Genomic DNA, 23,719 nt, shown 5'->3' on the forward strand with positions numbered 1-23,719 from the left:
TCTGCAGGAATTTTCGACGAAACCGGCTCGTTTCTCTAAAATCGCTGGAAATGCCTGCAGATTTGCATCCTTTTGGAGTTGGAAGCTTGGAAGCTCACTAGGCGCCTCTTTGTATGTGACATATCACATCGATTAGCCATTAAGCCACCTTTTCCTTTCGTTATACATCGTAGCTTGAACACTCCTATGATAACGAAACCATCAGGTCGTTTTTTGCTATAAGCAGCACTAACCATCCACATAGCAGGTGGTTTTTTGTTTCGCGCGTTTTCACGCACTCAACTGGCTAAAGCTGTAACAAAAAAAAGCCCCCGGGATGATTCCCGGAGACTTTCTTGCGTAACATAGGATGCGGTCGAGAGGACTCGAACCTCCACGGGCGTACGCCCACTACCCCCTCAAGATAGCGTGTCTGCCATTCCACCACGACCGCGCGGCAGTTCATAAGCGAACATTCTTATTATATCGATGTGTTTAAGAAATGTAAAGTGGAATTAATCTCCACGGTTTTCCTTCTGTCTGCGGTGCTTAATAAATTCCAAGTATTCCTGAATGAACGTCGCTTCGCTATGGTCCAGCGGATAGCCGTATTCCATCAAAATTTCTCCAATGCTCCTGCCGTAGGACGCCTGATGTTCCATTACCATAGAGGGCTGCCTTACTTCCTGCCCGGTCAAGAGCCAATCCAAACTTACGTTAAAATAAGCCGCAATTTCGATCAGTTTGTTCGTGCTTGGCGTCGATTTTCCACGTTTCCAATCTCCCAGATTCCCCGTGCTGATGCTCAGGTCCAGACAGAACTGTTTTTTGGTCATCTTTCTATCCTTAATAAGCGACTCGATCCGGTCATAAATGGCCACTCTCTCCGACCTTCCTTCAGTACATGTCTTTTTTCGCGCATTTGCGTGTTGTTGGATTGTAAAATGACGTATTTGCGTATATAATCAAATCAAAGCTTACTGCCGCTTTAACTCCATCCAATTATACCACAAAATTTCCACAAATTATTTTTGTTATGCAAACTGCGCGATGACACCTGACCCCAAATAACTGGAGTAGGAGGGAATGCTTTGAGAGATCCGTTTTTCCTTTCGCAGGAAGCCGCCAACTGTCTTCCCATAAGCCTGGCCATCCTTGATCCCGAGGGAACGATCCGTTACGTTAACCAAACTTGGATTCGTACGGCGGAGAAATACGGGCTTTCTCCGCTTTGGGACCGTCCGGGAATGAATGTACTGAAGCATTTCGGAAATCCGGCAAATCACAGCGGAAAACCCGATATTACCGAATGGTTGACCCGGCTTCAACGGGTCCTCGACGGAACGCTCCCTTCCTTCAACGCGGAGATGCAGCTTTGCGCCACGAGTAAGCGCTGGTACAGGCTTGAAGGCGTACCTTTGCGGGATGCCGAAACATCGGAGATCCGCGGCTTGATCCTGCTCTACTCCGATATAACCATATATAAAGAAACCGAATCCAAACTTCGCGAAGCCTTCTCCCAAGCCCATATACTCCATGGTTTGCTGCCCATTTGCGCCGTCTGCAAGAAAATTAAAGACGAGCTGAATTCCTGGGTTCCCATCGAAGAATATCTCAAAGCCCGTACTTGCGCAGATTTCACACACGATATTTGTCCGGATTGCATCCGTTCCCACTATCCCCAATACTCCCGCATTTTGGACTCCGGCGATCCCTAACGGGACTTAGATGCTCCTTTGCTTTCTATTTTGATAATTTTTTACAACCAGGCCCACGGTCGCTCCGCCCAAGCCGCCCAGCACGATTCCTGCGCCTCCCAAACCGATCAATCCCGCAGTGATAGCCAGCACGGCACCGGTCGTGGCGGAGGCAAGCGTCGGCAGGTTGATCTCGCCGCCAAACAGCAGGGCGATAAACATCGCGGGAAGTGCGAATTCCAGAATGTCCGACAGTTCCGGAGGAACGAGCCCGCCTAGGCCGATACCGACACTCGTTCCAGCGATCCAGGAGGCGTAAGCCGCAAAGGCAAAGGTTAAATAATAGGCTGGCATAAGCCGTTCTCCACTTTTGAGACGACTGGAAACGACCGCATAAACCTCATCCGTCAAACCAAAAGCCGCAGCCCACTTTAACGGCTCGCTCCATGTCTTCATATGGGGACCTATCGTGGCTCCATATAGAATGTGCCTTAGATTCACCAGCAAAATCGTCGTGATCACTGCGGTCGGGACTGCGGCGTAGCCGATCATACCGACCAGCATGAACTGCGCTCCTCCGGAATAAATCCATACCGAGCCGAGAATCGTATACAGCGAGGAAAAACCGCTGGCTGCCGCCAATACCCCAAAGGTTACCGATATTGGAAAATAAGCGATCACTATCGGCAATGCGTCTTTAAGCGCCATCGAGATTCGATCTTGTCGGTTCATAGTCCTACCCCCTGTTACAGCAAGTAATAAGCGACAGCGTACAAACCGACTCCGGAAGCCACGGTCGGCAGCAATCTCCGGGACCACCAAGCAACCAGTATGGTGGGAACAGCCGCAATAAGGGCTTTATTTTCCGCCCAATTCACCCATTGATCTTGGTTTAACAGCAGCAAAGGACCGAGAAGCGCGCCAAGAACCGCAGGTGAAACAAAGTTCAGCCATTCCCTGGTCTTGTCGGACCATTTTATCCGGCTTCCCAGAACAGACGATCCGGCCCGAAACAAATACGTACCCAAGCCGATCAGCAGTATCATCCAAAGTGTGGCATCCATTCTTTCTCATCCTTCTTATCGCTCTTGACTTAATGTCACCCACATCACGGTCCATTGTAACATAACCCCTATGGGTTGACCTGAAATGCTTTTCATAAATTATACTCGGAAGGGTTATTACTAGAGCATAGAGAAACGGGAGGAACCATCATGAAATTGATCGCCATCGATTTGGACGGAACTCTATTGACAAGCCAAGTCAAACCCAGCGAAGAAGGCATAGCCGAGATTGCCAAAATGCTGAAGTCGGGTGAACATAAGGTCACCATTTGTACGGGAAGAGCGAGCTATGATGTGCGGAATTTGGTCGGTTTGGATAATCTGCCTATGATTTCCTTCAACGGGGCGTCGGTCATAGACGGGGAAGGCCGCCTGTTGAACGAAACGCCGATTGAGCGCAAAATAGCCGAGGAAGCGGTGCAATACTTGCACGAGCTGGATGTATACTTTGAAATTTTTTGCCCGGACGCCATCTATTCTCCTTCCCGGGGGGAAGACAAATTGAGAGCGGAAATGGATGTCCTGCTCAGCTCCAATCCCGGGATTGATCGGGATTTGCTGTGGAAGAGCGCCATGATCCAATTTGTACAGTTCGGTATAAGACAAGTGAATCACCCTCAACAAGTGCTGCAAACCGGCTCGTCCGTCTACAAGTTGCTTGTGTTTACCTACAACGAACGCAAACTTCAAGCGATTCAGGAACATTTTGCCGATCATCCTTATGTCCATACTACCTCTTCCGCCGATCATACTTTGGAGATCATCTCCACCGCTACGGATAAAGGCAAAGCGTTGAAATTTCTCGCCGACCATTACAGCATCCCCTTGAGTGATACGGTCGTGATCGGAGACAGTTATAACGATATCTCTATGTTTCAAATCGCAGGCACCCGAATCGCTATGGAAAATGCGGTTGATGAGGTCAAGCAACTCAGTTCCGCAGTAACCCGCAGCAATAACGAACACGGTGTTGCCTATGCTTTAAGGCATTTAATCTAAGGCCCGGCTAAGTTAAGAGGTTCTAAGACGATCATTCACCTTCACCATTAGAAAACACCGCTGAAAGGCACAAGTGCTCAGCGGTGTTTATTTTGTTCAAGAGGTCACAAATCGCAGCAGTTCGCTAATCAAGGCGGGAAGTACGGAGACATGGCCTTCCCTTTCCACTTCCTTATATTCCACCGCAAGCTTAGGGCAGGATTGAGTAAGCCGGTTCATCAGCTCCCGGGCATCGCGGATCATGGACTCCTTTTCTTCCGTTCCGGTGATCAAGAGGATCTCCGGGGAGAATTCCCCAGCGTCGGGAAAAGTCTCGCCCGCCTGCTCCCATAATGTGTAGAGCACATGATTTTTCCACCAGACTGACGGACTCGCCGCCGCATAGCGTTGGAAAGCCTCCCGCCTTGTCATCATGGCATAGAGAGTGACAAATCCGCCAAGCGAATGGCCGAACAAGGTTTGCTTTGCCCGGTTAATCCGATATCGCCTTCCCAGTTCGGGCTTAAGCTGCCTCTCCAGGAAATCGAGAAACTCATCCGCGCCTCCCGTTTCCGGCCATTTCGTCCCGCCCGGACGTTCCGGCAACTCCCCGTCCTCGGCGTAAACGGTATAATCTCGAAATCTCTCGGTTGTAACCAGCGGTTCGAGAGAGTCATAACCGATACCGACGATCAACGCGGCCGGAATCCCGTGCGGGCCCCGCGATTGCAGTCGCATGGCCTCCGCCAGGGAACCGAATGAGGCGTTCCCGTCCAGGGAATACAAAACCGGGTACCCCGCTTCAGGAGGCGGCGCGTCCGGCACAGCCACGAAAACACGATATTCGCGGCCCGTATGGTCTGCTCTCATACGCCACACCTCGGTTCCCGGGATATGATAGCGCGCGCTGTTCTCTTTGACCGGCTGCAATAACCCGGGAGTTGAATGGAACAATCGCTGCAGGGCTTCGGGAAATCTTTGAGCCATAAACAAATCGTCATGCGTCCCGTCCGGGTCCCAGGCAAACGTCAATTGTTCTTGGGGAAATCCTTGCTCCACCATCAAGCGATAAACCTCTTTACCGCAGTAGACCATATTTTTCTGGACGGTTTGCTTGTAGATTCCTTCAAGGCCGCCCAGGGACATGTATACACGAAGATTAGGGTCCAGTCCTTGCGAACCTCTAACAAAATCAAGCACCCCCGGGTACCAAAAGGAAGGCGACAGCAAACCGAGTTTCCCGAATACGTCCGGCCTCCAATACCCTGCGAACCAGGAAATCAATCCGCCGAGCGAGCCGCCGATCATTCCCGTGGAGTCTGCGGCCGGAATCGTCCGGTAATGCCGGTCAATATAGGGTTTAAGCACCTCCGCAATTTCATCGATATACCTTCGTCCCATCCCGCCAAAGCCGATGGAGGTCGGAGCCAGGGCTTCCGCAGGCCAAGGGGTGTACTCGTCATTTCGGCATGCCGTTTCAACCCCGACACAAATCAATTCAGGCAGTTGCCCCGACAGAAATAAATGCTCCAAATAATTGAGGCAGCTCGTAAAAAGAAAGCCGCCGTCATGCACATACACGACGGGATAATGGCGAACGGTTTTCTCGTAAGAGGGAGGTAAATACAGCAGCACTTCTCTCTCTCCGATTTTCAACTGTTGGAATTTCCGCATCAGGACCTCCCGCTAATTGGGTTATTTTCTGTTTCGAATAAGGAGATAGACAAAATAGGGGACGCCAAGAATAGAAATAACCACGCCCACCGCCAACTCGGCCGGGGCGAATACCGTCTTGCCGATCAAATCTCCGATGACGAGCATCGCGATGCCGATCAGGCCGCTGACAGGGAGGATATGCTTATGCTGCAATCCGACCAATTGCCGCGCCAGATGAGGGGCGATTAACCCGACAAACGCGATGGCCCCCGCAAAAGCTACGCTGGCGCTAATCAGTCCGATACTGCACAGCAGCAAAAGATTTTTTTCCCGTTCCAGCGCCACGCCCAACCCTTTCGCATTTTCCTCGCCCAGCTGAAGCAAATCCAAAACCGACGACCTTAACCAAATGACCAGCGGAATGATCAGCAACCAAGGCAGCATAGCGGCAACAAACTTCCAGTTCGCGCCATGGAGGCTGCCGGACAACCAGACCGCGGCCATCTCATAGTCCTGCGGATTCATTTTGAGCGAAACATACATCGTCACGGCCCCAAAACCGGTTCCCATCGCGATACCGACCAAAATCAACCGCTGAGGGTCGAGTCTTCCTCCTTGTCTGGCGAAGGAATAGATCGCGGCCAAGGCCGCAAATCCTCCGGCCAGCCCAAACAGCGGCATGGTCATCACTCCGAGCCAGCCGGTTAAATTTACGGTTCCCTGGAACAGAAACATGAACAGAACGACCGCCATGCCGGCCCCGGCATTAATGCCGAGAACGCCCGGATCGGCCAGCCCGTTTCGCGTAATCCCTTGAAGAACGCAGCCCGCTATGCCGAGAGCAAACCCGATGCAGGCTCCCAAAACAATCCGCGGCAAACGGAACTCAAAAACGACCAGATCATATTCCGGTTGAGGATCGATCCGTAACAAGGTTTTAACGATATCTTTGACCGATATCTCAAAATTCCCATAAGTTAAGCTGAAATAGACCGCCACGAGGATGAGCAAAAGCCCGCTGGCGAGAACGGCTGCCGTTCTTCCGGCCGAAAATTTACGCACGCTGCTCGCCTCCCCGGGTCTTGATCAGATAAAGGAAGAACGGAACGCCGAACAGTGCGGTCACGACCCCTACCGGCGTTTCAAACGGAAAGTTGATAAACCTCGCCAGCAAATCGCAAAGCGTCAAAAACAAGCCCCCGAGCACACCGGAGACGGGGACGATCCACCGGTAATCCGAACCGGAAATAAACCGGGCGATATGAGGAACAATCAGCCCCACGAAAGCGATTTTCCCGGCCAGGGCCACGGATACGCCGGTCAAAATAACGACGGCCAGCATAGCAAGCCCTTTGACCAGCCAGACTCGAATCCCCAGCCCCGCCGCCGTTTCCTCGCCCAGCGACAAAGCCGAAATCGACTTCGATAATACCAGGCTTAACGCCAGACCCGCCACGGCAAAGGGAACGGTCAGCTTGATCATCTCCGGGTCGAGTTGGTGCAGCCGGGAATTAAACCAGAAACTCAATTTTTGGGATACTTGAAAATACGATTGAATCGCATTGGCGACACCGCTTAAAAAGCTCCCGATAACCGTACCTAAAATCGCCAGGCGGACCGGAGTCATTCCTTTCGGGATCAGCCAAGCCAGTCCGAACACCATCGCCGCCCCGGCCGCAGATCCCAACAAGGAACTAAGAATGTACAAATTGGGGGTGGCTCCAGGCAGTACGGCCATAAACAAAGTGACCGCAAACACGGAGCCGTCCGAGACGCCCATAATGGAGGGGGAGGCCAGGTAGTTTCTTGTAATCCCCTGCATCAGCGCTCCCGACACGGCAAGAAAAGCCCCGATCAGCATGGAGCCTATCGCCCTCGGAAGCCGTGAAGTCATAACGATCTGGTGGTCGACAAGCTCCTTGTCGAAAGCGAATACCGCATTCCACACGGTCTCCAGTGTCATCGGTTTTGCACCGTAACGCGTTGAAATTAAGATAAGTAAAATAGCGGCTGCCGGAGCCATTAACAAAATGAACGCCGGCAGCATTTTTTTCTGCTTCATGATTTAACACGCCTTATTTATACTATTTGGTCAGGCGGTCCACCGCCGCTTTCAAAAATTCAATCTTGCTGTAAGCGGTGCCTCCTTGGATGAGGGGATCTACCGCATTGATAAACAGTTTTCCGTTTTTGACGGCGGCCACGTTTTTCAAAATCGGGTCGTTCTGAAATTGTTCCAGCGCGTTCGGACTTTCCTTATTTTCATCAGGCGAGAATTGAAGGAAAATGTAATCCGGGTTCATTTCGGCAAGCCTTTCTTTGGAAAGCAGTTCCTGGGCTTTCGCCGCCTTTACCTCGGCCGGAGCCGTTAGGCCCAAATCCTCATAGAGCACGGGATTAAAAAACACCTTCTCCGGATATATGTACAGCTCGCCAACGCGAATACGCATCGCAAGCACCTTCGCACCCTTTACGGAATCATTCAGCTTGGTTTTGGCATCCTCCAAATCGGACTTATATTTGGCGATTTCCTGCTCCGCCTGCTCTTGCTTGCCGCTTAACTCCCCAAGCAGGCGCAGATTGCTTTCCCAATCCGTAGACACATGGGAATACGGAAGCGTCGGGGCAATCTTAGCCAATTGCTCCATCACTTCAGGCTTGAACTTGGTGCTGCCCAAGATCACATCCGGTTTCAGGGACAGAATCGTCTCGAAATTCGGTTCGGTCTTCTCTCCTACGGATTGGGCTTCCCCCGTAATCGGCCGGAACAGCTCGGGGAATTGGCCGCCTACGGTGATCGCCCCCACCGGTTTGACGTCCAGGACAATGGCGTCCTCCATCGCTTCCACGGCTCCCGTAATGACAATACGGTCCGTTTTGGCCGGGACCTTGTATTCTTTTCCGAGATAATTAATAATTCTTGTCTCCGCCTGTTCGGCCGAAGCCGCTTTTTCCGTCCCCGACGGGGACTCGGCGGCCTCTTTCTTTTCACCGCAGGCCGTAAATACAACCGATATAAGGAATAACAACCCCACTACTGCCCATTTCGTCTGTTTCATCTCTTCTCTGCTGCCCCTTTCCATGAATCGAATCTATCTATCAGATGATAATGATAATTATTATCATTAATATCGTAAATAACCTGTCATAGATTCGCCATGGATTATCGACGGAAGTTTCATGGACTTTTATCGGAAAAGCAGGCCGGCAGCTCCCCAAGCATTCGCCAGATCGCTTCCGGCGAATATTCCCGCCAAGGATAGGAAGAAAGAAGATGTACCTTCCCGGCGCGAACCGCCTCGATGCCCAGCCACTGGGGAGAAGATTGCAGCTTGGCCCAGTACGCTAAGGTCGCCGTATCCTGCCGGACGAGCAAAAACAAATGCTCCGCCCGGAGGCCCGCGAGCTCCTCGAGCCGGATTGGACCGACGCCGGACAACGCATTTTCAGCCCCCATCATCTCAAATAAAACCTCCCGAAGGCCCCTGCCCTCGTTAATCCTCATTTGATCCAAGTGCAAACAGAGCGGCAGAATACGGGGAGATTCCTTCAACCGATCCCGTAATGTATTGCGAATCTCCGTTTCTCTGGCGTGAAAACCATCGAGCCAGTTTTGGGCTTCCTTCTTTTTATCAAGCAATTCGGCAAGCTCCCCCAACTGGGATTCCCATCCGATTGTTTCGGCCTTCATTTCATAGACTGGAGCGATCTTCTCCAACCTTTCTTGTTCCCAAGCTTCGACACCAGAGGCGCAAATGATCAACTCGGGCCGGGAATCGGCAAGTTTCTGCAAATTCATCCGCTTATTATAATTCTGCCGGTAGGCGTCCAAATGCACGGGAACCACCGACGCCAGAGCATGATAATAAGAACGGGACCATTTGGGGTGAAGAGGCGCGGCGTAAGGAGTAATTTGCAGTGGAAGCAAAAAACCGAGCACGGAAGACGAGCCGTACACGGCAAGCTTATTCTGCTTCGATCTGGAGTAGGCGGTTGGAGACAAACCGAACTCTTTTTTGAACTTCCTACTGAAATAAAACTCGTCTTTGTACCCCACCTGGTGGGCCACATCCCGCAGCCTTCCCCCCGTTCCCAGGATGAGCTGCTTCGCCTTATTCAAGCGGATTTGCGTCAAATACTCCATCGCGCTGAGTCCATACGCCTTCCGAAACACTTCTGCAAAATACTTCGGACTGAGCTCCGCAATTCCCGCCAGCTGGTCCATGGTCAACTCGTCGGCGTAATGCTCCTCCATATGGCTTCTCGCCCGTTCCAACGCCTGGCTCTTATCCGTTCCGGCCGGATGGCCCGATGCCGTTATAATCCCGTACAACAGCTCCTGAAAGTCCAGTTGGGCTTTCCAACGTTTTATCTTATCCTTGTGATAAAAATGGCCATAGACGGACCGGCATAACAAGGCTGCGCGATCTTCCCAACCCGGGAAATGGATGATCCTTTCCTCCACCCCGTCTTCCCTATTCATTTCGGTCTCGCGTAATTCATGGCGAAGCCCCTCATTCGCCTGATTGGCTTGGTAAACGCTAAAGTAAAACACCATCGCATTTACCGACGCCGGTGACTCGGCTGACATCCCGAAGGTGCTGTTTTTGGGACAAAAACAGGCGGAGCCTTTGCTCATCCGCAAGGTCTGCTGATCCCGTTCCATAAGGATGTCGCCTCCCAGCAATACAATGAGAGCCGAATGCAGCGTTAACCGTTGGTCCCCCGGCTGTCGCAGCCCTTTTATGATTTCAAGATCCCACAGGCGAACGGTCCAAGGACCGCCCCCCGGTTGGAATTGGTCCGGTTGATCGGTTTTAGGATCAAGCAATGCAAAAACCACCTTTTATTGAGAATCATTATCAATCAATATACCATATTCCTCTAAGCTTAGGTTTGAAAATGAAAAAAAGCAGTCCCGATAACCGAAGTTACCGGGACTGCCTCAAATCATAGGATGCGGTCGAGAGGACTCGAACCTCCACGGGCGTACGCCCACTACCCCCTCAAGATAGCGTGTCTGCCATTCCACCACGACCGCATATATGGTGACCCGTAGGGGATTCGAACCCCTGTTACCTCCGTGAAAGGGAGGTGTCTTAACCCCTTGACCAACGGGCCGTACGCTGTGTCACCCAGAAGCGGCGACAAGAATGAGTATAACAGAAACTAGAATGCCTTGCAACAATAATTTTTAAAGTTTTATAGAGGGATACTCTCGCGACGAACCTTCCCATTGAGGGTTCTCATCCCTCTGCAAAAAGAACCTCCCGGATTTAACGGGAGGTTCTTGATCGATGTAACTCAGAACGGAGAGAGAGGGATTCGAACCCTCGCACCGCTTACGCAGTCTAACCCCTTAGCAGAGGGTCCCCTTATAGCCACTTGGGTATCTCTCCAGGAAAATGGCTCCCCGAACAGGACTCGAACCTGTGACAACTCGATTAACAGTCGAGTGCTCTACCAACTGAGCTATCGGGGAATAGAAGTGTCGTCAGAACAAAATTAAATTTATCATGTTTGTGTAAACAAGTCAAGATTTTAGCGGTATTTTTGACCTCCGGTTATAAGGAATTCATAACTAGATAGGTTGACCTAAAGGATTGGCACTGAGCAAGGATGAGATAGGCATTCGGACATAAAGTACCGCCGTCGGAGTCCGTATCATTAACGGGAAAACTTCCTGTTAATTTACCACTATTGGCCTCTCGATCGGATTTAGCTGGAAAAGTTCCATCTATTTCGCGGTCCTGTTGCCGATATACAAAAACTCAGGCGAATTAACGGGAGGTTTTCCAGCTAATTCGCTTCTGCAGCCGAATACGTACCAAATTAACGGGAAGAATTCCCTTTATTTCGAACCAAATCAATAGTTCAACCTATATCGATAATCTCCTTGATTCTTGTTAGATCCCCACTGCAAAGAGCATCCAGATTTTCAAAAATCTTTTGGGCCGGCCAGTCCCACCATTTAATGGAAAGTAGATATTCGATGAGTTCGTCATCAAATCTTTTTCGAATTACTTTACAGGGATTCCCCCCGGCGATATGGTAAGGAGGAACATCTTTTACGACGACTGAATTGGCTGCGATAATGGCTCCGTCACCAATATGCACACCCGGCATTACGGTAACATTTTGACCGATCCACACATCGTTTCCTATAACTGTATCGCCTTTTAAGGGTAAGTCTGCCAGTGTGGGAGCCGACTTTTCCCAACCATTGCCCATAATGTTAAAAGGATAGGTGGTTACGCTGGACATTCTATGGTTTGCACCATTCATAACAAATTCAATGCCCTTGGCTATAGCGCAAAACTTCCCGATTATCAACTTATCTCCGATAAATTCATAATGATGAGTAACATGCTCTTCAAACTTTTCTGCCCCGTCTATATCGTCATAATATGTGTAGTCACCGACTATGATATTGGGTCGAGTGACCACGTTTTTAATGTAACATAGACTTTTAATTTGCTCGTTCGGGTAGATGGCATTAGGATCAGGACCATATCGCATATAAAAATCCCTCCTTCGATGGTTTTGATATTTCATTATACCTTAGATTTGCGATTAATCTTTGCCTAAATACGCTATAATTGCTCCCAAAATAAAAAGAACCATCGTCTCCATAAAAGGAACCGTGGTTCTTATGTTTTTGCTTGGTGATGCAATCCTGCTTCGTTTTTGTTTTTCGGGTTCTCAAATCCGCAAAAGAGAACGGGCTGCGGCCGAGTTCCGGGTTTCTTTTTCCCTCGCGGATCAGCTTCCGGCGAATTTTCTTAGCTTTCGATTGGGCCATTCTTAGTTCACTCCTTACATGTATTGAGCTAAGTATAGCACATGTTTGACCCTTACAGTGCGTTTAAACGCAGCGGGCCGGCACATCTTCCGCATCGGTATCTGGCCGGGTCGACCTTCCGCTTTCGCAGGTACTCCATCCCGCACTTGGAACAAGTCAGTTTATACCGATAGGGCAGGACCCTGCGTTTGGCGGTCCCGGGCAATCCCTGGCAGTAGCGGCTTCCGCCCACCTGCGCCAGCAGTCGCTTAAAATTGGGATCGCCATGCTTGTACCCTCTCCCCGACAAATGCAGATGATAGTGGCACAGTTCGTGCTTAATAATCCGCTCTACTTCTTCTTTCCCGTAAACTTCCAACTGCGCGGGATTGATCTCGATATCATGGGATTTCATGAAATATCGCCCTCCGGTCGTCCGAAGGCGCCGGTTAAAGCTCGCCCGATGCCTAAACGGAAGGCCGAAGGAGTCGTGGGAAATCTGCTCCACCCAGGCTTGCAGTTGTTCATTGGTCATCGGCTTGTCCCCTTTTCCGCCCAAAGTCTGATCTTCTCCCTCAAGGTTGTTACTTGAATTTTAACTTCGCCTTACGCTACACTGTCAAGTAGGATACAACAAAAAGGAGATATCGTACATGGCCCTTATGAGATACGTCATTTTGCAGCAGGAGCAAAACTTGTTATTTGTAGAAATGCCCCGCGATTATGCCTATCAGCTAAGCGCGTTGAACCTGCGTTTGAATAAAGAAATCGATAAACTGACCGCCAGCAAGGTTCCCGCCCTGCCCATCGCGGTAGCGGAATGCGATAATCTGGATTTGCTTCAGGAATCGCTGCTCATCACAAGCGGATTGGATTACATCAATGACTTGGAAGCGGCGTTCTCGGCCATCCGCGAAGAAAATTACCCGCTGATCTCCCTTTTGACGGAGATTCGGGCATTGCAAGCCCAGCTTGAACAATGGTACGAGGAAGAAGGAATAGCCTAGCATCCTTCCGGCTGGACCTGCACGGTTTCCGGCGTTTCCCCATATGCTACCTACAAAGGGTGCCGGAGGAGGAGATCGTGTTGCCTAAGTGGCTCAGCAACCAGATAATGCGCGCCTTTCATAAGCGCGACCGCCGACAGATTCGATTATTGAATGACTGCTGGTTTTTCTATTATAACCGCCGGGACGATAGCGGTCCGAATCATGACCTGCAGTAAAGTATCCCCCCGTGAAAAACCATGGTGCAAAACGAAAGCCCGCCATCTTTGGCGGGCTTTGTTCTTGGTAACGGGTGCAGCTTTTCAATTGTCACACAACCCCCTCCAATTCATAAACGACGATTTCCTGTTCTTTTCCTTTCATCTGCAGCTTGCCAGGAGAACTTACCCGGATCCTGTCCTTAACCGCCTCATAGGTCGTTTCGCTGATTAGAATTTGCCCCGGTTTGGCCAGGCTCTCCAATCTGGCCGCGGTATTTACGGCGTCCCCCACGGCGGTGTAGTCCATTCTCGTCAAGGAGCCGATGTTGCCGAATACCGCCGGGCCCGTATGGATACCGATACCGAACTGGACTTGACGGCCGTATCGGTCCATAAGCCTTCGCTCCAAGCCTGCGGCGCCTTCTTTCATCGCCCATGCGGCCTGAACCGCCTTCATCGGATGATCCTCCTGAAAAAAGGGCGCGTTGAAGACCGCCATCGCGGCATCTCCGATAAATTTATCCAACGTCCCTTCATAACGAAGAATACAGCCGGCGGTGAGGTTCAAATATTCGTTTAAAATGGCGACGACTTCTTCCGGCTCCGCGGTTTCAGACAACAGGGAAAATCCACGGATATCGACAAAGAGAATCGTCAGAATGCGGCGAGTCCCACCCAATCTGAGTCCGGCTTCTCCGCTGTTCAAGATTTGATGAACCACCTGCGGCGCCATGTACCTTCCGATAATATGCTCAACTTTTCGCAGTCTGCGTTCTCCCCGCAGCCGAAGGAGAACAATACATAGCAAACACGCGGCTTGAGCGCCGAGCAGAAGCATCACTCCGCCGGCCGGCATCTTGCCTTGCAAAAACGGTAAGCCGCTTAATATCAGTTCCCTCACACTTACACTCCCCGGTTCTCCCTACTCCACGCATGAATGCAGTACGACCACGTCTCTTTTTTTGGCTAAATCCAGCTCATAGGGGTGACTTACCCGTGTTCCGTCGGCCTCCCGGATGATCCGAAGCAAGGGGCGATGACTAAGTCCGCTGGCATGGGCCGCTACAACCCCTACTTGTCCGCTGCTCAGCTTCAAGGTGGTGGAGATCGGAAACACCGAAATATTTTTCAAAAAGGCTTTAACCAGCTCCGCATCGAAAAACCGGTCGCCGGCGCCGAACAAAAATTCAACCGCTTCGCTTTCCCTATAGGCTTGTCTGTAAGGGCGCGGAGAAATCAAGGCGTCATACACATCCGAAATAGCCACGATTTGCACGATCTCCGGAATGTCTTCGCCCTTCATATGGAACGGATAGCCAGACCCGTCGAAGCGTTCGTGGTGAAGCAGCGAGCACTTGGCCGAAACCGCCGACACTCCTTCCAGCCCTTCCGTAAGGCGATATCCTTCAATCGTATGATTTTGCAAAATGACGCGCTCCTCTAAAGTCAGTTCCCGAACGCACCGCAGGATGGACTGAGGAACCCGGGTCATTCCGACATCAAACAGCAGGGATCCTGCAGTGAGATCAAGCAACTTCGCGTTATCGTACTGAAGCGAGATGCCAAGCATCACGGAAAGTGCGGTCACACTCAGCGTGTGCTTAAACAATCCTTGGTCATACGTACGAAGCATGGTCAGAAGATCCATTATTTTTTGATGGGAAGATATATCGCACACCAGACCGCGAAAAAGCCGCTTGAACCGCTGCTCTACGAAAGGAATGGCAATCCGGCCATGAACTTTCTCGGATTCCGCCAACTGCATTAACTCGGCCAGCGTTTGCTTGCGGGCGCGAAAATCGGAAACCGGCACTCCCGTACTGGCTGAAAAATGGGTATGGTTTAAAGCCGGCTTCTCCTGTTCCGCCAAAGACGATTCGGGCATCGGCAGTTTCCTGTTCTTCACAACCACCGAAACGACTCCCAACTGTCTGATTCTCTTGATGTATTGCTCCGTCAGAACCGTCCCCTCTTCCAGAATCGTTAGCCCTGTGCGTCCAAGCACGGCCCGACCTAAAATGTCTCCAGGTTCCAATAATTTGACATGAAACTCTTGCATCGCTTTCTACCCCTGTTCGATCAAAATAGAGGAATATGCCTGGTCGATGGCGAATTATTCCTATCGACAACATTAACAGGATTACAACCGCGAATTTGTAGTGTGAACCACAAAATGTGAAAAAAGTCTCGGTAACGGTACTTTGGTAGCAAAGCAAGAAGCAGGAGGGAAAACTGTGAAAAACCTGCATTTTTTGCGTAATTTTCCTTTCTTTGAGCATCTGGAGGAAGCGGATCTGGAAAAAATCGTTCCGCTTTTTATGACTAGGACATATGAAAAAGGAACTACGCTTTTTTTGGAGAACGAGGATGGCGAGGAACTGTTTCTGATCCAGTCGGGAGCCATCCATATCTACCGAAATGATGAGAACAGAGAGATTATTTTGGCGGTGCTCCGTGAGGGCGACTTCTTCGGAGAGATGGCTCTGCTGGAAAGCGGACAAGTCCGCTCGGCATCCGCCCGCACGATTGAGAAATCGGTACTGTGCATTTTGAAGCGGCGCGATTTCGTCGAGATGCTGAAGGTAAACCCGCAGATTACGCTCAAGATCCTGGAGACCGCGCTAACCCGGCTTCGCAAAGCCAATGAGCAAATCCTAGATCTGACCTTGTTGGACGCCAGAGCGAGAATCGTTCGCACACTGCTTCGGCTGATGGAGGAGCATGGCCGCCGCAAAACGGACGGCATTCAAATCGGGCTAAAGCTGACCCATCAGCAGATTGCCGATATGTCCGGCACCGTAAGGGAGACGGTAACCAAGGTGATGCTCGACCTACAAAACAGCGAATATATTTCCGTCGATAAGAAAGTCGTGCTGGTACGGGACCCCGAAAGGCTGAAACAATCCGCCGGTCTGTAACAATTCGCTAGCGTATATAGCCTGTGTACATATCAGGAAAGTTCTTTCGATTTAGCATAAAAAGGAAGCCGCCTAACGGCGCACACCATAGCAACCGCAAAAAAACCGGACGGCATGTGCTGTCCGGTTTTTCGTCTGTCATCTATAAAGCCGATTTTTGGGGATTTCGCATCGTAAGTCCGACGCGTCCCTTTTTCAAATCGACATTCAGGACCCATACGGTCACATTGTCGCCGACCGAGACGACATCCATCGGGTGCTTGACATATCCTTCGCTGAGCTGGGAGATATGCACCAGGCCGTCGTTCTTGATACCGATATCCACGAAGGCGCCGAAATCGATGACATTCCGCACGGTCCCCTGCAGTTCCATGCCCGGGGTTAAGTCCTCGATCTTGAGCACGTCGGTGCGGAAAATCGGCAGCGGCAGCTCCTCGCGCGGGTCGCGTCCCGGACGCTGAAGGCTGTCCAGAATGTCGCGAAGTGTGGGAACCCCCACTTCCAGCCGGGCCGCCATCGCTTCCGCGTCGACCGCCGCAAGTTTGGCGGCCAGCTCTTTGGAGCCGACTTGTCCCAAATCGACGCCCAACTCCGCGAACAACCGGTTCACCACGTCATAGGACTCGGGGTGGATCGGCGTTTTGTCCAGCGGGTTCCGTCCGTCGCTGATCCGTAGAAACCCGATGCACTGCTCATACGTTTTGGCGCCGAGTCTCGGCACCTTTTGCAACTGCTTCCGGTCGACGAACCGTCCGTTCTCCTCGCGGAACTTGACGATATTCTTCGCCGTCGTCGCGTTGACCCCGGACACGTACGAGAGCAGAGACGGCGAAGCCGTGTTGACGTCGACCCCGACATGGTTGACCGCCGATTCCACAACGGCGGTCAGGCTCTCGTCCAACTGCTTCTGGGAGACGTCATGCTGGTACTGTCCGACCCCGATCGCCTTCGGCTCGATTTTGACGAGCTCGGCCAGCGGGTCCTGCAGGCGCCGGGCAATCGAAACCGCGCTCCGCTCGGCTACATCCAGATCGGGGAATTCCTCCTGCGCCAATTTGGACGCGGAGTAAACGCTGGCACCGGCCTCATTGACAATTAAATAGGCCAGCTCTTTGTCTTTCCGTTCGGCGATGACCTCGGCGACGAACTGCTCCGTTTCGCGCGAGGCGGTCCCGTTGCCGATCACGATCAGCGAGACGGCGTACTTGTCGATCAGCTCGCTGAACTTGGCGGCCGCCTCCCGCTTCTTGTTGTTCGGCGGCGTCGGATACGTCACCGCGACCTCCAGCAGCTTGCCCGTGTCGTCGACCACGGCCAGCTTGCAGCCGGTCCGGTAGGCCGGATCGACGCCGAGCACGCGTTTGCCGCGGACGGGCGGCTGCAGCAGCAGGCTGCGCAGGTTCCCGGCGAAGATGGAGATGGCCTGCTGTTCGGCCCGCTCCGTCAAGGCGCCGCGAACCTCGCGCTCGATCGAAGGCGCGATCAACCGCTTGTACGCGTCCTCAACGACACTGTGAAGGATGCCGCTCACGGCGGAATTTCCCTTAATCCAGCGTCCCGCGATATAGCGATGAATCGGCTCCGCATCCACTTCAAGCGTCACTTTGAGGACGTCTTCCCGTTCTCCGCGGTTCATCGCGAGAATGCGGTGGGAAGGCATTTTCTTTGCCGGCTCCCGATAATTGTAGTACATCTCGTAAACGGACTCGGCCTCCGGCGATTTGGCCTCCGATACCATCATCCCATGGTCCATCGTATATTTGCGGGCCCATGCGCGGATCGCCGCTTCATCGGCTATCGCTTCGGCGACGATATCCATAGCGCCCTGGAGCGCTTCTTCCGCCGTCTGAACGCCTAAATCGGGGTTCACGTACCGGCTTGCCTCAACCAGCGCATCCCCCTGCTTGGGCTCGGACCTCAGCCATTCGGCCAGCGGCTCCAGCCCTTTTTCCTTGGCCACACTCGCTCTTGTTTTGCGTTTCTGCCGGTAAGGGCGGTACAAATCCTCCACTTCCTGGAGCTTGACCGCTTTCTCGATCGACGCGGCCAAGTCGTCCGTCAGCTTCCCCTGTTCGGCGATAATGCGAAGGACTTCCTTCTTCCGTTCCTCCAGATTGCGCAAATACTGCGTACGGTCCTCAATTTCGCGAAGCTGGTTCTCATCCAGCTCCCCGGTCATTTCCTTCCGGTAACGGGCGATGAAGGGAATGGTGTTCCCTTCGTCCAATAGCGAAATCGTCGTGCGTACCTGTTTCTGGGACAGCGAGAGTTCCTTGGCGACCTGCTGAACGATCCGTTCGCGGTTCTCCCTCCCGTTTTGTTCCTCCGCCTTTATGGCATCCGCTTGCGTATGTGACAATAGAATCCCTCTTTCGCTCAAAAATACTCTGTGCTTAGTATTATCACAGACTTCCCAAGGTATTTCCACCACCAGATGAATGCCGGTCCTTTGGAAATAAAAAACACCCGTCCAACGGGTGGCTTGCTCTTAGGCTATAAGCCTTTATTACCGGCTCGCGTCTAAAAGAGCTAGCTTTCACTTCGTTCAAGCTACTATGCCAATTGCCGCTTTTGCCTATCCCTTAAAGGGTGCGTTTATTGCTAGTCCCCTTCAGACAACCTTGATAATATAGAATTCCTGCATATGTGCATGTTTTTTTCTTGTTAGGGGCCCAAAATTTCAAAATTCCTGCAAATCTGCAGGTATTTTTGGCGAAACCGGCTCGTTTCTCTAAAATCGCTGGAAATTCCTGCAGATTTGCATCTTTTTTCGCATACGCTCGGGAATCGGCATAAAAACCTGCAGATTTGCATCTTTTTGGAGTTGGAAGCTTGGAAGTACTCTAGGCGCCACTATGTAGGTGACATATCACTTCGATTAGCCATTAAACCACCTTACCTTTCGCTATACATAGCAACTTGAACACTCCTATGATAACGACCCCATCTGGTGTTTTTTTGCTATAGCAGGCGGTTTGTTGTTTCGCACGCTTCGCGAGCTCAACAGACTAAAGCCACTAATAAAAAACACCGGGGCTGCGTATAGCCGCGGTGTCTCCGGGAACATGGATGACCATTAGAAGTTCGTGTAAATATTTCCGCTGCTTACCGAAGCAAACGCGATAAGAGCGAAGACTAAAATCAAGAGAATGATGCCGTACAAAGCGGTTCCGACGATACCGCAAACCAGACCGGCAATGGATAATCCCTTGCCCTGTTCCCCGGTTCTCTTCAACTCCTTGAAGGATAAGCTGGCAAATACAATGGCCACAATCCCCAGGAGAAAGCCTATATAAGGAATCACGATGGACAGGATGCCCATGACGAGAGATGCGATCGATTTACCGTTCGTCTTGGCGGGTGGCGGCGGATAGCCGGGCGGGTAATTGTTGAATGTCGTGTATTGATACTGGTCTTGCGGATTTTGATCCATGAAGAAGCCTCCTCAAAAAAATTACTGCATATTCGCATGGCCGGAAAGCCAGAAAATATCCCTATGCTTGGGAATCCATTTCCTGCCCTCACATATGCCCCAAAAAAGTCCAGATAATAACATTGTACTTCATCCTCAGTTTTGGTGCCATCCTTATTTATACATTGAAAAAAACGGCAGGAAATTTTCAGTTTTCTTTCAGCCTCACTTCAGAATAGATTCAACTTGCCCCCTTAATATGAAGAGTGCCTAATATCAAGGAAAGCTGGAGTGATGGAATGAGAGCAAAGAGATGGCTATGGATCGGGCTCACGGCAGCCGCCCTTGCGGCAGTCGCTATAATTATCGTATTGAACTTACCGGATCGAAACATGGAATCGCCCTCCCCCGTCCAAAGCACGGCCAAGGCGGCCATGGGCGATATTACCGTCAGCGTTTCCGGATCCGGCTCGGTGATCGCTACGGACAGCGAAACGGTGCGGACCAAGGACGAAGGCAAAGTGAAGCAGGTGTTGGTCGAAGCCGGTGACGTCGTCAAGAAAGGACAAGTTCTGCTCACGTTTGAAGCGAATGATCTCACCGAGAATCTCGAATCGCAGCAAAGGAATCTGAAATCGCAGCAGTTGGATCTTCAGGACCTTCAGGAACAATTCAAACAAAAAGTCGCGGACGGCGGGACGGAGGAGGAGTTAACCTCCATTAAAAAGTCGATAGCCAAACAGGAGCTGAACATTCAAAGCACGGAAAAGGAAATCGCCTCGATTCGGGAAGATATGGCTGCCCCGGATCCGCTAACCGCTCCGATTGACGGAACCGTGACCACCGTCAACATCACGGCCGGGGAGCAAGCTAAGACCGGAACCGAATTGTTTGCGATCCATAATTATCAGGACCTCAGCGTTGCGATTCAGGTGGATGAGCTGGATATCCCCGAAGTAAAACCGGGACTGAAGGCTGCCGTTCAAATCGATGCGCTGCCCGATCAAACCTTTGAAGGCGAAGTTTCGGATATTGCCGACGAGGGGGTCGCCTCCAACGGGGTTTCCCTGTTTGACGTTACGATAAAGCTTCTGAAGACCGAGGGAGTTCGAGTCGGCATGTCCGCGGAAGCTACGGTGATGTTGGAGGAGAAAAAGAATGTGCTGACGCTTCCCATCGAAGCGGTTCAACAACGGGGCGAAAAATACATAGTCCTCCTGCCTTCCGGTTCCTCGAACGACGGCGGTAACGTGCGGGAGCAGACGGAAACCGGCGAACCGGCGGCGGATTCCGCGTCACCCACCGCCCGAAAAACGGGCGCTTCGGCCAATGGCCGGATGAAGGAAGTCCAGGTTGGAGCGCATAACGAAACCCGGATTGAGATCGTCAGCGGCTTGAACGAAGGAGACGAAGTCGTTATCCCCACCGTTCGGCCTTCCGGCAGCTCAACGGCCAATGAGCAAGCCGTCCCCGCAGGGATGGGCGGTTTCGGAAGCGGAGGCGCTCCAATGCCCGGCGGTATAGGTGGCGGCATGGGCGGCGGTATGCCCGGCGGCGGAAGCGGGATGCCCCGCAGCGGCGGTGGTGGCGGGGGTGGGAGAGAATGATAAGTTCGCCCCGGCCGCTAATCGAAGTGGATCGTCTGAGTCACGGCTATATCATGGCGGGAGAGAGGATACCCGTTTTGCAAAATATCTCCTTTCGCATTCATGACGGGGAATTTGTCGCCATTATCGGACCTTCCGGCTCCGGAAAATCAACCCTCATGAATATGCTGGGCTGTCTGGATGTCGCCGATGCGGGCGGCTACATGTTGGACGGACAGGACGTCCGTCAATTGTCCGATAACAAATTGGCGCAAATCCGCAATGAAAAAATAGGTTTTATTTTTCAGCAATATAACCTGCTGCCGAAACTCTCGGCCTATGAAAATGTGGAGCTGCCCCTGATTTACCGGAACATGCCGCACCGGGAGAGAAAGAAGGCGGTTGAGGCGGCGCTCCGATCGGTCGGTCTGGAGAACCGGATGCATAACCGCCCCTCCGCTCTGTCCGGCGGTCAACAGCAGCGCGTGGCCATCGCCCGCGCTATCGCCGGGAATCCTCCGATCCTGTTGGCTGACGAGCCTACAGGCGCGCTCGACAGTAAAACCGGTGCCGAAGTGATGGAAACGATCAAAGATTTAAACCGTAAAGGGCATACGATCATTCTTATCACACACGACCTTTCTATCGCAGAGCAAGCCAAGCGGGTTATCCGGATCATGGACGGCGAGATCGTCGAGGATCGGGGGGCCGCGGGATGAACCTGTACCAAAGCATCAAGATGGCCTTGAAAAGCATACTTGGGAACAAAGTTCGATCTTTTCTGACGATGTTGGGTATTATTATAGGCGTGTCGTCCGTGATCACCCTGGTCTCCGTCGGCCAAGGCACCACTTCGTCCATTACCGAACAGCTGGAAGGGCTCGGAACCGATCTGCTCACCGTCAATATCATGGGCCGGGGAGCGACGACGTCCCTAACCTACGCGGAGGTCAAAAGTTTGAGCGAAATTGAGGGGATCAAGGCGGTTTCTCCGGTCATCAACGGTTCCGCTACCGTAAAAAAGGGAACGATTAACGATACGTATACCATTGAAGGGATTACTCCCGCCTATGAGGAGGTTAAAGATTTTCATGTCCAAGCGGGTCGATATATTCTCGATATCGATAATGAATATCGCATGAAAGTGGCGCTTATCGGCACCGAGGTGGCCGGCGACTTTTTCGGAACCGACAACCCGGTCGGACAAACGCTGCAATTGAACGGATCCAGCTTTACCGTCGTCGGGCTGTTGGAATCGATCGGCACCAGCGCGACCGAGTCCAATGACGACAAAATTCTGATTCCCATCACGACCGCGGAACGATTTATGCAAACCCGGGGCATCCGTTCGATCACGGTCCAGGCGGAATCGACCGACCTGGTCGAGCGGACGCAGAGCCGGCTTGAAGCGTGGCTGAACGAGAAGTTCAAATCCGCCGACAACGCCTATACGATTTTCAACGCCCAGGAAATGATGGATACGCTGAACTCGACCACCCAGATGCTGTCCATGGCGCTCGGCGGGATCGCCGGGATTTCCCTCCTCGTCGGCGGAATCGGAATTATGAATATTATGCTGGTGTCCGTCAGCGAGCGGACGCGGGAAATCGGGGTTAGAAAAGCGATCGGGGCGAAAAAAAGGAACATTCTGCTCCAATTCATGATCGAGTCCACCGCCCTGAGCAGCTTCGGAGGCTTGATCGGCATAGGCATCGGGTACGGCGCTTGCGCTCTGATCAGCACTTATTCGACTTTAAGCGCCGACGTTTCGATCGCCGTTGTGCTCATAGCTTTTGGCTTCTCCTTGTTTATCGGCGTCGTCTTCGGCATGATTCCGGCCAACAAAGCCGCCAAGCTGAGACCGATCTATGCGCTGCGGAACGACTAGCCCGCGCCCGCCCAGATTGATATCACAATGAAAAAAGGCAGTGATTTTCTCGTTTTCAGAGGGAAATCATCGCCTTTTTTTCGCCTGAGGGGCCCGCGCACGCGACAAACTATCCCCCGTCAGATAACCTTGATAACATAGAATTCCTGCATATGTGCATGTTTTTTTCTTGTTTGGGGCAAAAATTTCAAAATTCCTGCAAATCTGCAGGAATTTTCGACGAAACCGGCTCGTTTCTCTAAAATCGCTGGAAATGCCTGCAAATTTGCATCTTTTTTCGCAATCCCCTCGGGGATCGCCTTAAATACCTGCAGATTCGGCGAGGCCCCCTTATTTCGGAGTCCTACCCTACAATGTTTATGAATTCACAGGATTGCTCCTTATTCTGCCGTATTACACCGCTCTATGAAAGGCAGAGGTGTCTTTCAGTGTCCTCACCCATATTGAGAACTTCGCTGGAGACATTTTTCTTAAGTTACCGTGAATTTTTCGGTTGTTGTAAAAGTCCATGTATTGGTCTAGTGCCTCATAAGCTTCATCCAGGGTCATAAAG

Annotated in this window: 23 protein-coding genes and 5 tRNA genes; 8 read left to right on the forward strand and 20 right to left on the reverse strand. The window is 51.7% G+C overall.

The window, feature by feature from the left end; translation table 11 throughout:
• Window positions 1-350: 350 nt before the first annotated feature.
• Window positions 351-433 (reverse strand) — tRNA-Leu (locus LBW89_RS15520).
• A 61-nt stretch (window positions 434-494) separates the two neighbouring features.
• Entirely contained in the window at window positions 495-860 is a 366-nt protein-coding gene (locus tag LBW89_RS15525; protein ID WP_225039507.1) for a helix-turn-helix domain-containing protein, read from the reverse strand.
• Window positions 861-1,070: 210 nt separating this feature from the next.
• On the opposite strand from LBW89_RS15525, the gene LBW89_RS15530 reads away from it, so the two are divergent.
• Window positions 1,071-1,697: a PAS domain-containing protein gene (locus tag LBW89_RS15530; protein ID WP_170287033.1), complete on the forward strand. Its 627-nt coding sequence runs from the start codon at window positions 1,071-1,073 to the stop codon at window positions 1,695-1,697.
• Window positions 1,698-1,703: 6 nt separating this feature from the next.
• Here the strand turns inward: LBW89_RS15530 and LBW89_RS15535 are convergent, their stop codons facing one another.
• Both LBW89_RS15535 and LBW89_RS15540 read right to left on the reverse strand, forming a co-directional pair.
• The gene (locus tag LBW89_RS15535) at window positions 1,704-2,408 is read right to left on the reverse strand and encodes an AzlC family ABC transporter permease (RefSeq protein ID WP_148450774.1); all 705 of its coding nucleotides are present in this window, start codon (window positions 2,406-2,408) and stop codon (window positions 1,704-1,706) included.
• Window positions 2,409-2,422: 14 nt separating this feature from the next.
• Complete coding sequence (locus LBW89_RS15540) at window positions 2,423-2,740, reverse strand: AzlD domain-containing protein (RefSeq protein WP_148450775.1); 318 nt, start codon at window positions 2,738-2,740, stop codon at window positions 2,423-2,425.
• A 150-nt stretch (window positions 2,741-2,890) separates the two neighbouring features.
• On the opposite strand from LBW89_RS15540, the gene LBW89_RS15545 reads away from it, so the two are divergent.
• A complete protein-coding gene (locus tag LBW89_RS15545; protein ID WP_148450776.1) occupies window positions 2,891-3,739 on the forward strand; it encodes a Cof-type HAD-IIB family hydrolase in 849 nt (282 codons plus the stop codon).
• 96 nt (window positions 3,740-3,835) lie between these two features.
• Here the strand turns inward: LBW89_RS15545 and LBW89_RS15550 are convergent, their stop codons facing one another.
• The 11 genes from LBW89_RS15550 to LBW89_RS15605 form a co-directional block, all read right to left on the reverse strand.
• On the reverse strand, window positions 3,836-5,392 hold the full coding sequence (locus tag LBW89_RS15550; protein WP_148450777.1) for an alpha/beta hydrolase: 1,557 nt from the start codon (window positions 5,390-5,392) through the stop codon (window positions 3,836-3,838).
• Between the two features lie 21 nt (window positions 5,393-5,413).
• On the reverse strand, window positions 5,414-6,436 hold the full coding sequence (locus LBW89_RS15555) for a FecCD family ABC transporter permease (RefSeq protein WP_148450778.1): 1,023 nt from the start codon (window positions 6,434-6,436) through the stop codon (window positions 5,414-5,416).
• The gene (locus LBW89_RS15560; RefSeq protein ID WP_148450779.1) at window positions 6,429-7,436 is read right to left on the reverse strand and encodes a FecCD family ABC transporter permease; all 1,008 of its coding nucleotides are present in this window, start codon (window positions 7,434-7,436) and stop codon (window positions 6,429-6,431) included. The genes LBW89_RS15555 and LBW89_RS15560 overlap by 8 nt, the downstream gene beginning before the upstream one ends.
• A 22-nt stretch (window positions 7,437-7,458) precedes the next feature.
• Window positions 7,459-8,433 carry an ABC transporter substrate-binding protein gene (locus LBW89_RS15565; RefSeq protein WP_148450780.1) on the reverse strand — a complete coding sequence of 325 codons (975 nt, stop codon included), beginning with the start codon at window positions 8,431-8,433 and terminating at the stop codon, window positions 7,459-7,461.
• A 119-nt stretch (window positions 8,434-8,552) separates the two neighbouring features.
• Window positions 8,553-10,205 carry an AraC family transcriptional regulator gene (locus tag LBW89_RS15570; RefSeq protein WP_148450781.1) on the reverse strand — a complete coding sequence of 551 codons (1,653 nt, stop codon included), beginning with the start codon at window positions 10,203-10,205 and terminating at the stop codon, window positions 8,553-8,555.
• A gap of 127 nt (window positions 10,206-10,332) precedes the next feature.
• Window positions 10,333-10,415, reverse strand: a tRNA-Leu gene (locus LBW89_RS15575).
• Between the two features lie 5 nt (window positions 10,416-10,420).
• Window positions 10,421-10,495, reverse strand: a tRNA-Glu gene (locus LBW89_RS15580).
• Between the two features lie 189 nt (window positions 10,496-10,684).
• A tRNA-Ser gene (locus LBW89_RS15585) sits at window positions 10,685-10,773 on the reverse strand.
• Window positions 10,774-10,780: 7 nt separating this feature from the next.
• Window positions 10,781-10,856, reverse strand: a tRNA-Asn gene (locus LBW89_RS15590).
• Window positions 10,857-11,248: 392 nt separating this feature from the next.
• On the reverse strand, window positions 11,249-11,893 hold the full coding sequence (locus LBW89_RS15595) for a Vat family streptogramin A O-acetyltransferase (protein ID WP_148450782.1): 645 nt from the start codon (window positions 11,891-11,893) through the stop codon (window positions 11,249-11,251).
• Window positions 11,894-12,228: 335 nt separating this feature from the next.
• Window positions 12,229-12,690, reverse strand: coding sequence for a SprT family protein (locus LBW89_RS15605; protein WP_225039509.1), 462 nt, complete (start codon window positions 12,688-12,690; stop codon window positions 12,229-12,231).
• A gap of 118 nt (window positions 12,691-12,808) precedes the next feature.
• On the opposite strand from LBW89_RS15605, the gene LBW89_RS15610 reads away from it, so the two are divergent.
• Window positions 12,809-13,162 (forward strand): hydrolase/acyltransferase, encoded by a 354-nt coding sequence (locus LBW89_RS15610; protein WP_148450784.1) that lies wholly within the window; start codon window positions 12,809-12,811, stop codon window positions 13,160-13,162.
• Between the two features lie 80 nt (window positions 13,163-13,242).
• Window positions 13,243-13,380: a cortex morphogenetic protein CmpA gene (gene cmpA, locus LBW89_RS15615; RefSeq protein ID WP_148451205.1), complete on the forward strand. Its 138-nt coding sequence runs from the start codon at window positions 13,243-13,245 to the stop codon at window positions 13,378-13,380.
• A 91-nt stretch (window positions 13,381-13,471) separates the two neighbouring features.
• Here the strand turns inward: cmpA and LBW89_RS15620 are convergent, their stop codons facing one another.
• Both LBW89_RS15620 and LBW89_RS15625 read right to left on the reverse strand, forming a co-directional pair.
• A complete protein-coding gene (locus tag LBW89_RS15620) occupies window positions 13,472-14,263 on the reverse strand; it encodes an adenylate/guanylate cyclase domain-containing protein (protein ID WP_148450785.1) in 792 nt (263 codons plus the stop codon).
• 21 nt (window positions 14,264-14,284) lie between these two features.
• A complete protein-coding gene (locus tag LBW89_RS15625; protein ID WP_148450786.1) occupies window positions 14,285-15,421 on the reverse strand; it encodes an HD-GYP domain-containing protein in 1,137 nt (378 codons plus the stop codon).
• Between the two features lie 175 nt (window positions 15,422-15,596).
• On the opposite strand from LBW89_RS15625, the gene LBW89_RS15630 reads away from it, so the two are divergent.
• Window positions 15,597-16,280: a Crp/Fnr family transcriptional regulator gene (locus tag LBW89_RS15630; protein ID WP_225039510.1), complete on the forward strand. Its 684-nt coding sequence runs from the start codon at window positions 15,597-15,599 to the stop codon at window positions 16,278-16,280.
• A 142-nt stretch (window positions 16,281-16,422) separates the two neighbouring features.
• On the opposite strand, the gene LBW89_RS15635 is transcribed toward LBW89_RS15630, so the two are convergent.
• Together LBW89_RS15635 and LBW89_RS15640 are read right to left on the reverse strand one after the other, a co-directional pair.
• Window positions 16,423-18,639 carry a Tex family protein gene (locus tag LBW89_RS15635; RefSeq protein ID WP_211373262.1) on the reverse strand — a complete coding sequence of 739 codons (2,217 nt, stop codon included), beginning with the start codon at window positions 18,637-18,639 and terminating at the stop codon, window positions 16,423-16,425.
• Window positions 18,640-19,356: 717 nt separating this feature from the next.
• A complete protein-coding gene (locus LBW89_RS15640) occupies window positions 19,357-19,713 on the reverse strand; it encodes a DUF4190 domain-containing protein (protein WP_148450788.1) in 357 nt (118 codons plus the stop codon).
• Window positions 19,714-19,991: 278 nt separating this feature from the next.
• On the opposite strand from LBW89_RS15640, the gene LBW89_RS15645 reads away from it, so the two are divergent.
• From LBW89_RS15645 to LBW89_RS15655, 3 genes are read left to right on the forward strand one after another with little or no spacing between them, the layout of a single operon-like run.
• Window positions 19,992-21,299, forward strand: coding sequence for an efflux RND transporter periplasmic adaptor subunit (locus LBW89_RS15645; RefSeq protein WP_148450789.1), 1,308 nt, complete (start codon window positions 19,992-19,994; stop codon window positions 21,297-21,299).
• Window positions 21,296-21,997 carry an ABC transporter ATP-binding protein gene (locus LBW89_RS15650; protein ID WP_148450790.1) on the forward strand — a complete coding sequence of 234 codons (702 nt, stop codon included), beginning with the start codon at window positions 21,296-21,298 and terminating at the stop codon, window positions 21,995-21,997. Before LBW89_RS15645 ends, LBW89_RS15650 begins: the two co-directional genes overlap by 4 nt.
• Complete coding sequence (locus LBW89_RS15655; protein ID WP_148450791.1) at window positions 21,994-23,166, forward strand: ABC transporter permease; 1,173 nt, start codon at window positions 21,994-21,996, stop codon at window positions 23,164-23,166. Before LBW89_RS15650 ends, LBW89_RS15655 begins: the two co-directional genes overlap by 4 nt.
• Before the next feature lie 393 nt (window positions 23,167-23,559).
• Here LBW89_RS15655 and LBW89_RS27910 read toward each other — a convergent pair whose 3' ends face one another.
• A complete protein-coding gene (locus LBW89_RS27910; protein WP_225039517.1) occupies window positions 23,560-23,715 on the reverse strand; it encodes an IS3 family transposase in 156 nt (51 codons plus the stop codon).
• Between the last annotated feature and the right edge of the window lie 4 nt (window positions 23,716-23,719).

This window comes from Paenibacillus sp. alder61, assembly GCF_020179875.1.
In the GTDB taxonomy this organism is placed as follows: domain Bacteria; phylum Bacillota; class Bacilli; order Paenibacillales; family Paenibacillaceae; genus Fontibacillus; species Fontibacillus faecis.

What these genes read in the sequence shown, in the direction of transcription:
- LBW89_RS15560 (WP_148450779.1), bottom strand. Translation starts at nt 7,436, where the DNA reads ATGAAGCAGAAAAAAATGCTGCCGGCGTTCATTTTGTTAATGGCTCCG.
- LBW89_RS15625 (WP_148450786.1), bottom strand. Translation starts at nt 15,421, where the DNA reads ATGCAAGAGTTTCATGTCAAATTATTGGAACCTGGAGACATTTTAGGT.
- LBW89_RS15645 (WP_148450789.1), top strand. Translation starts at nt 19,992, where the DNA reads ATGAGAGCAAAGAGATGGCTATGGATCGGGCTCACGGCAGCCGCCCTT.
- LBW89_RS15595 (WP_148450782.1), bottom strand. Translation starts at nt 11,893, where the DNA reads ATGCGATATGGTCCTGATCCTAATGCCATCTACCCGAACGAGCAAATT.
- LBW89_RS15610 (WP_148450784.1), top strand. Translation starts at nt 12,809, where the DNA reads ATGGCCCTTATGAGATACGTCATTTTGCAGCAGGAGCAAAACTTGTTA.
- LBW89_RS15640 (WP_148450788.1), bottom strand. Translation starts at nt 19,713, where the DNA reads ATGGATCAAAATCCGCAAGACCAGTATCAATACACGACATTCAACAAT.
- LBW89_RS15655 (WP_148450791.1), top strand. Translation starts at nt 21,994, where the DNA reads ATGAACCTGTACCAAAGCATCAAGATGGCCTTGAAAAGCATACTTGGG.
- LBW89_RS27910 (WP_225039517.1), bottom strand. Translation starts at nt 23,715, where the DNA reads ATGACCCTGGATGAAGCTTATGAGGCACTAGACCAATACATGGACTTT.
- LBW89_RS15565 (WP_148450780.1), bottom strand. Translation starts at nt 8,433, where the DNA reads ATGAAACAGACGAAATGGGCAGTAGTGGGGTTGTTATTCCTTATATCG.
- LBW89_RS15550 (WP_148450777.1), bottom strand. Translation starts at nt 5,392, where the DNA reads ATGCGGAAATTCCAACAGTTGAAAATCGGAGAGAGAGAAGTGCTGCTG.
- LBW89_RS15540 (WP_148450775.1), bottom strand. Translation starts at nt 2,740, where the DNA reads ATGGATGCCACACTTTGGATGATACTGCTGATCGGCTTGGGTACGTAT.
- LBW89_RS15605 (WP_225039509.1), bottom strand. Translation starts at nt 12,690, where the DNA reads ATGACCAATGAACAACTGCAAGCCTGGGTGGAGCAGATTTCCCACGAC.
- LBW89_RS15545 (WP_148450776.1), top strand. Translation starts at nt 2,891, where the DNA reads ATGAAATTGATCGCCATCGATTTGGACGGAACTCTATTGACAAGCCAA.
- LBW89_RS15535 (WP_148450774.1), bottom strand. Translation starts at nt 2,408, where the DNA reads ATGAACCGACAAGATCGAATCTCGATGGCGCTTAAAGACGCATTGCCG.
- LBW89_RS15650 (WP_148450790.1), top strand. Translation starts at nt 21,296, where the DNA reads ATGATAAGTTCGCCCCGGCCGCTAATCGAAGTGGATCGTCTGAGTCAC.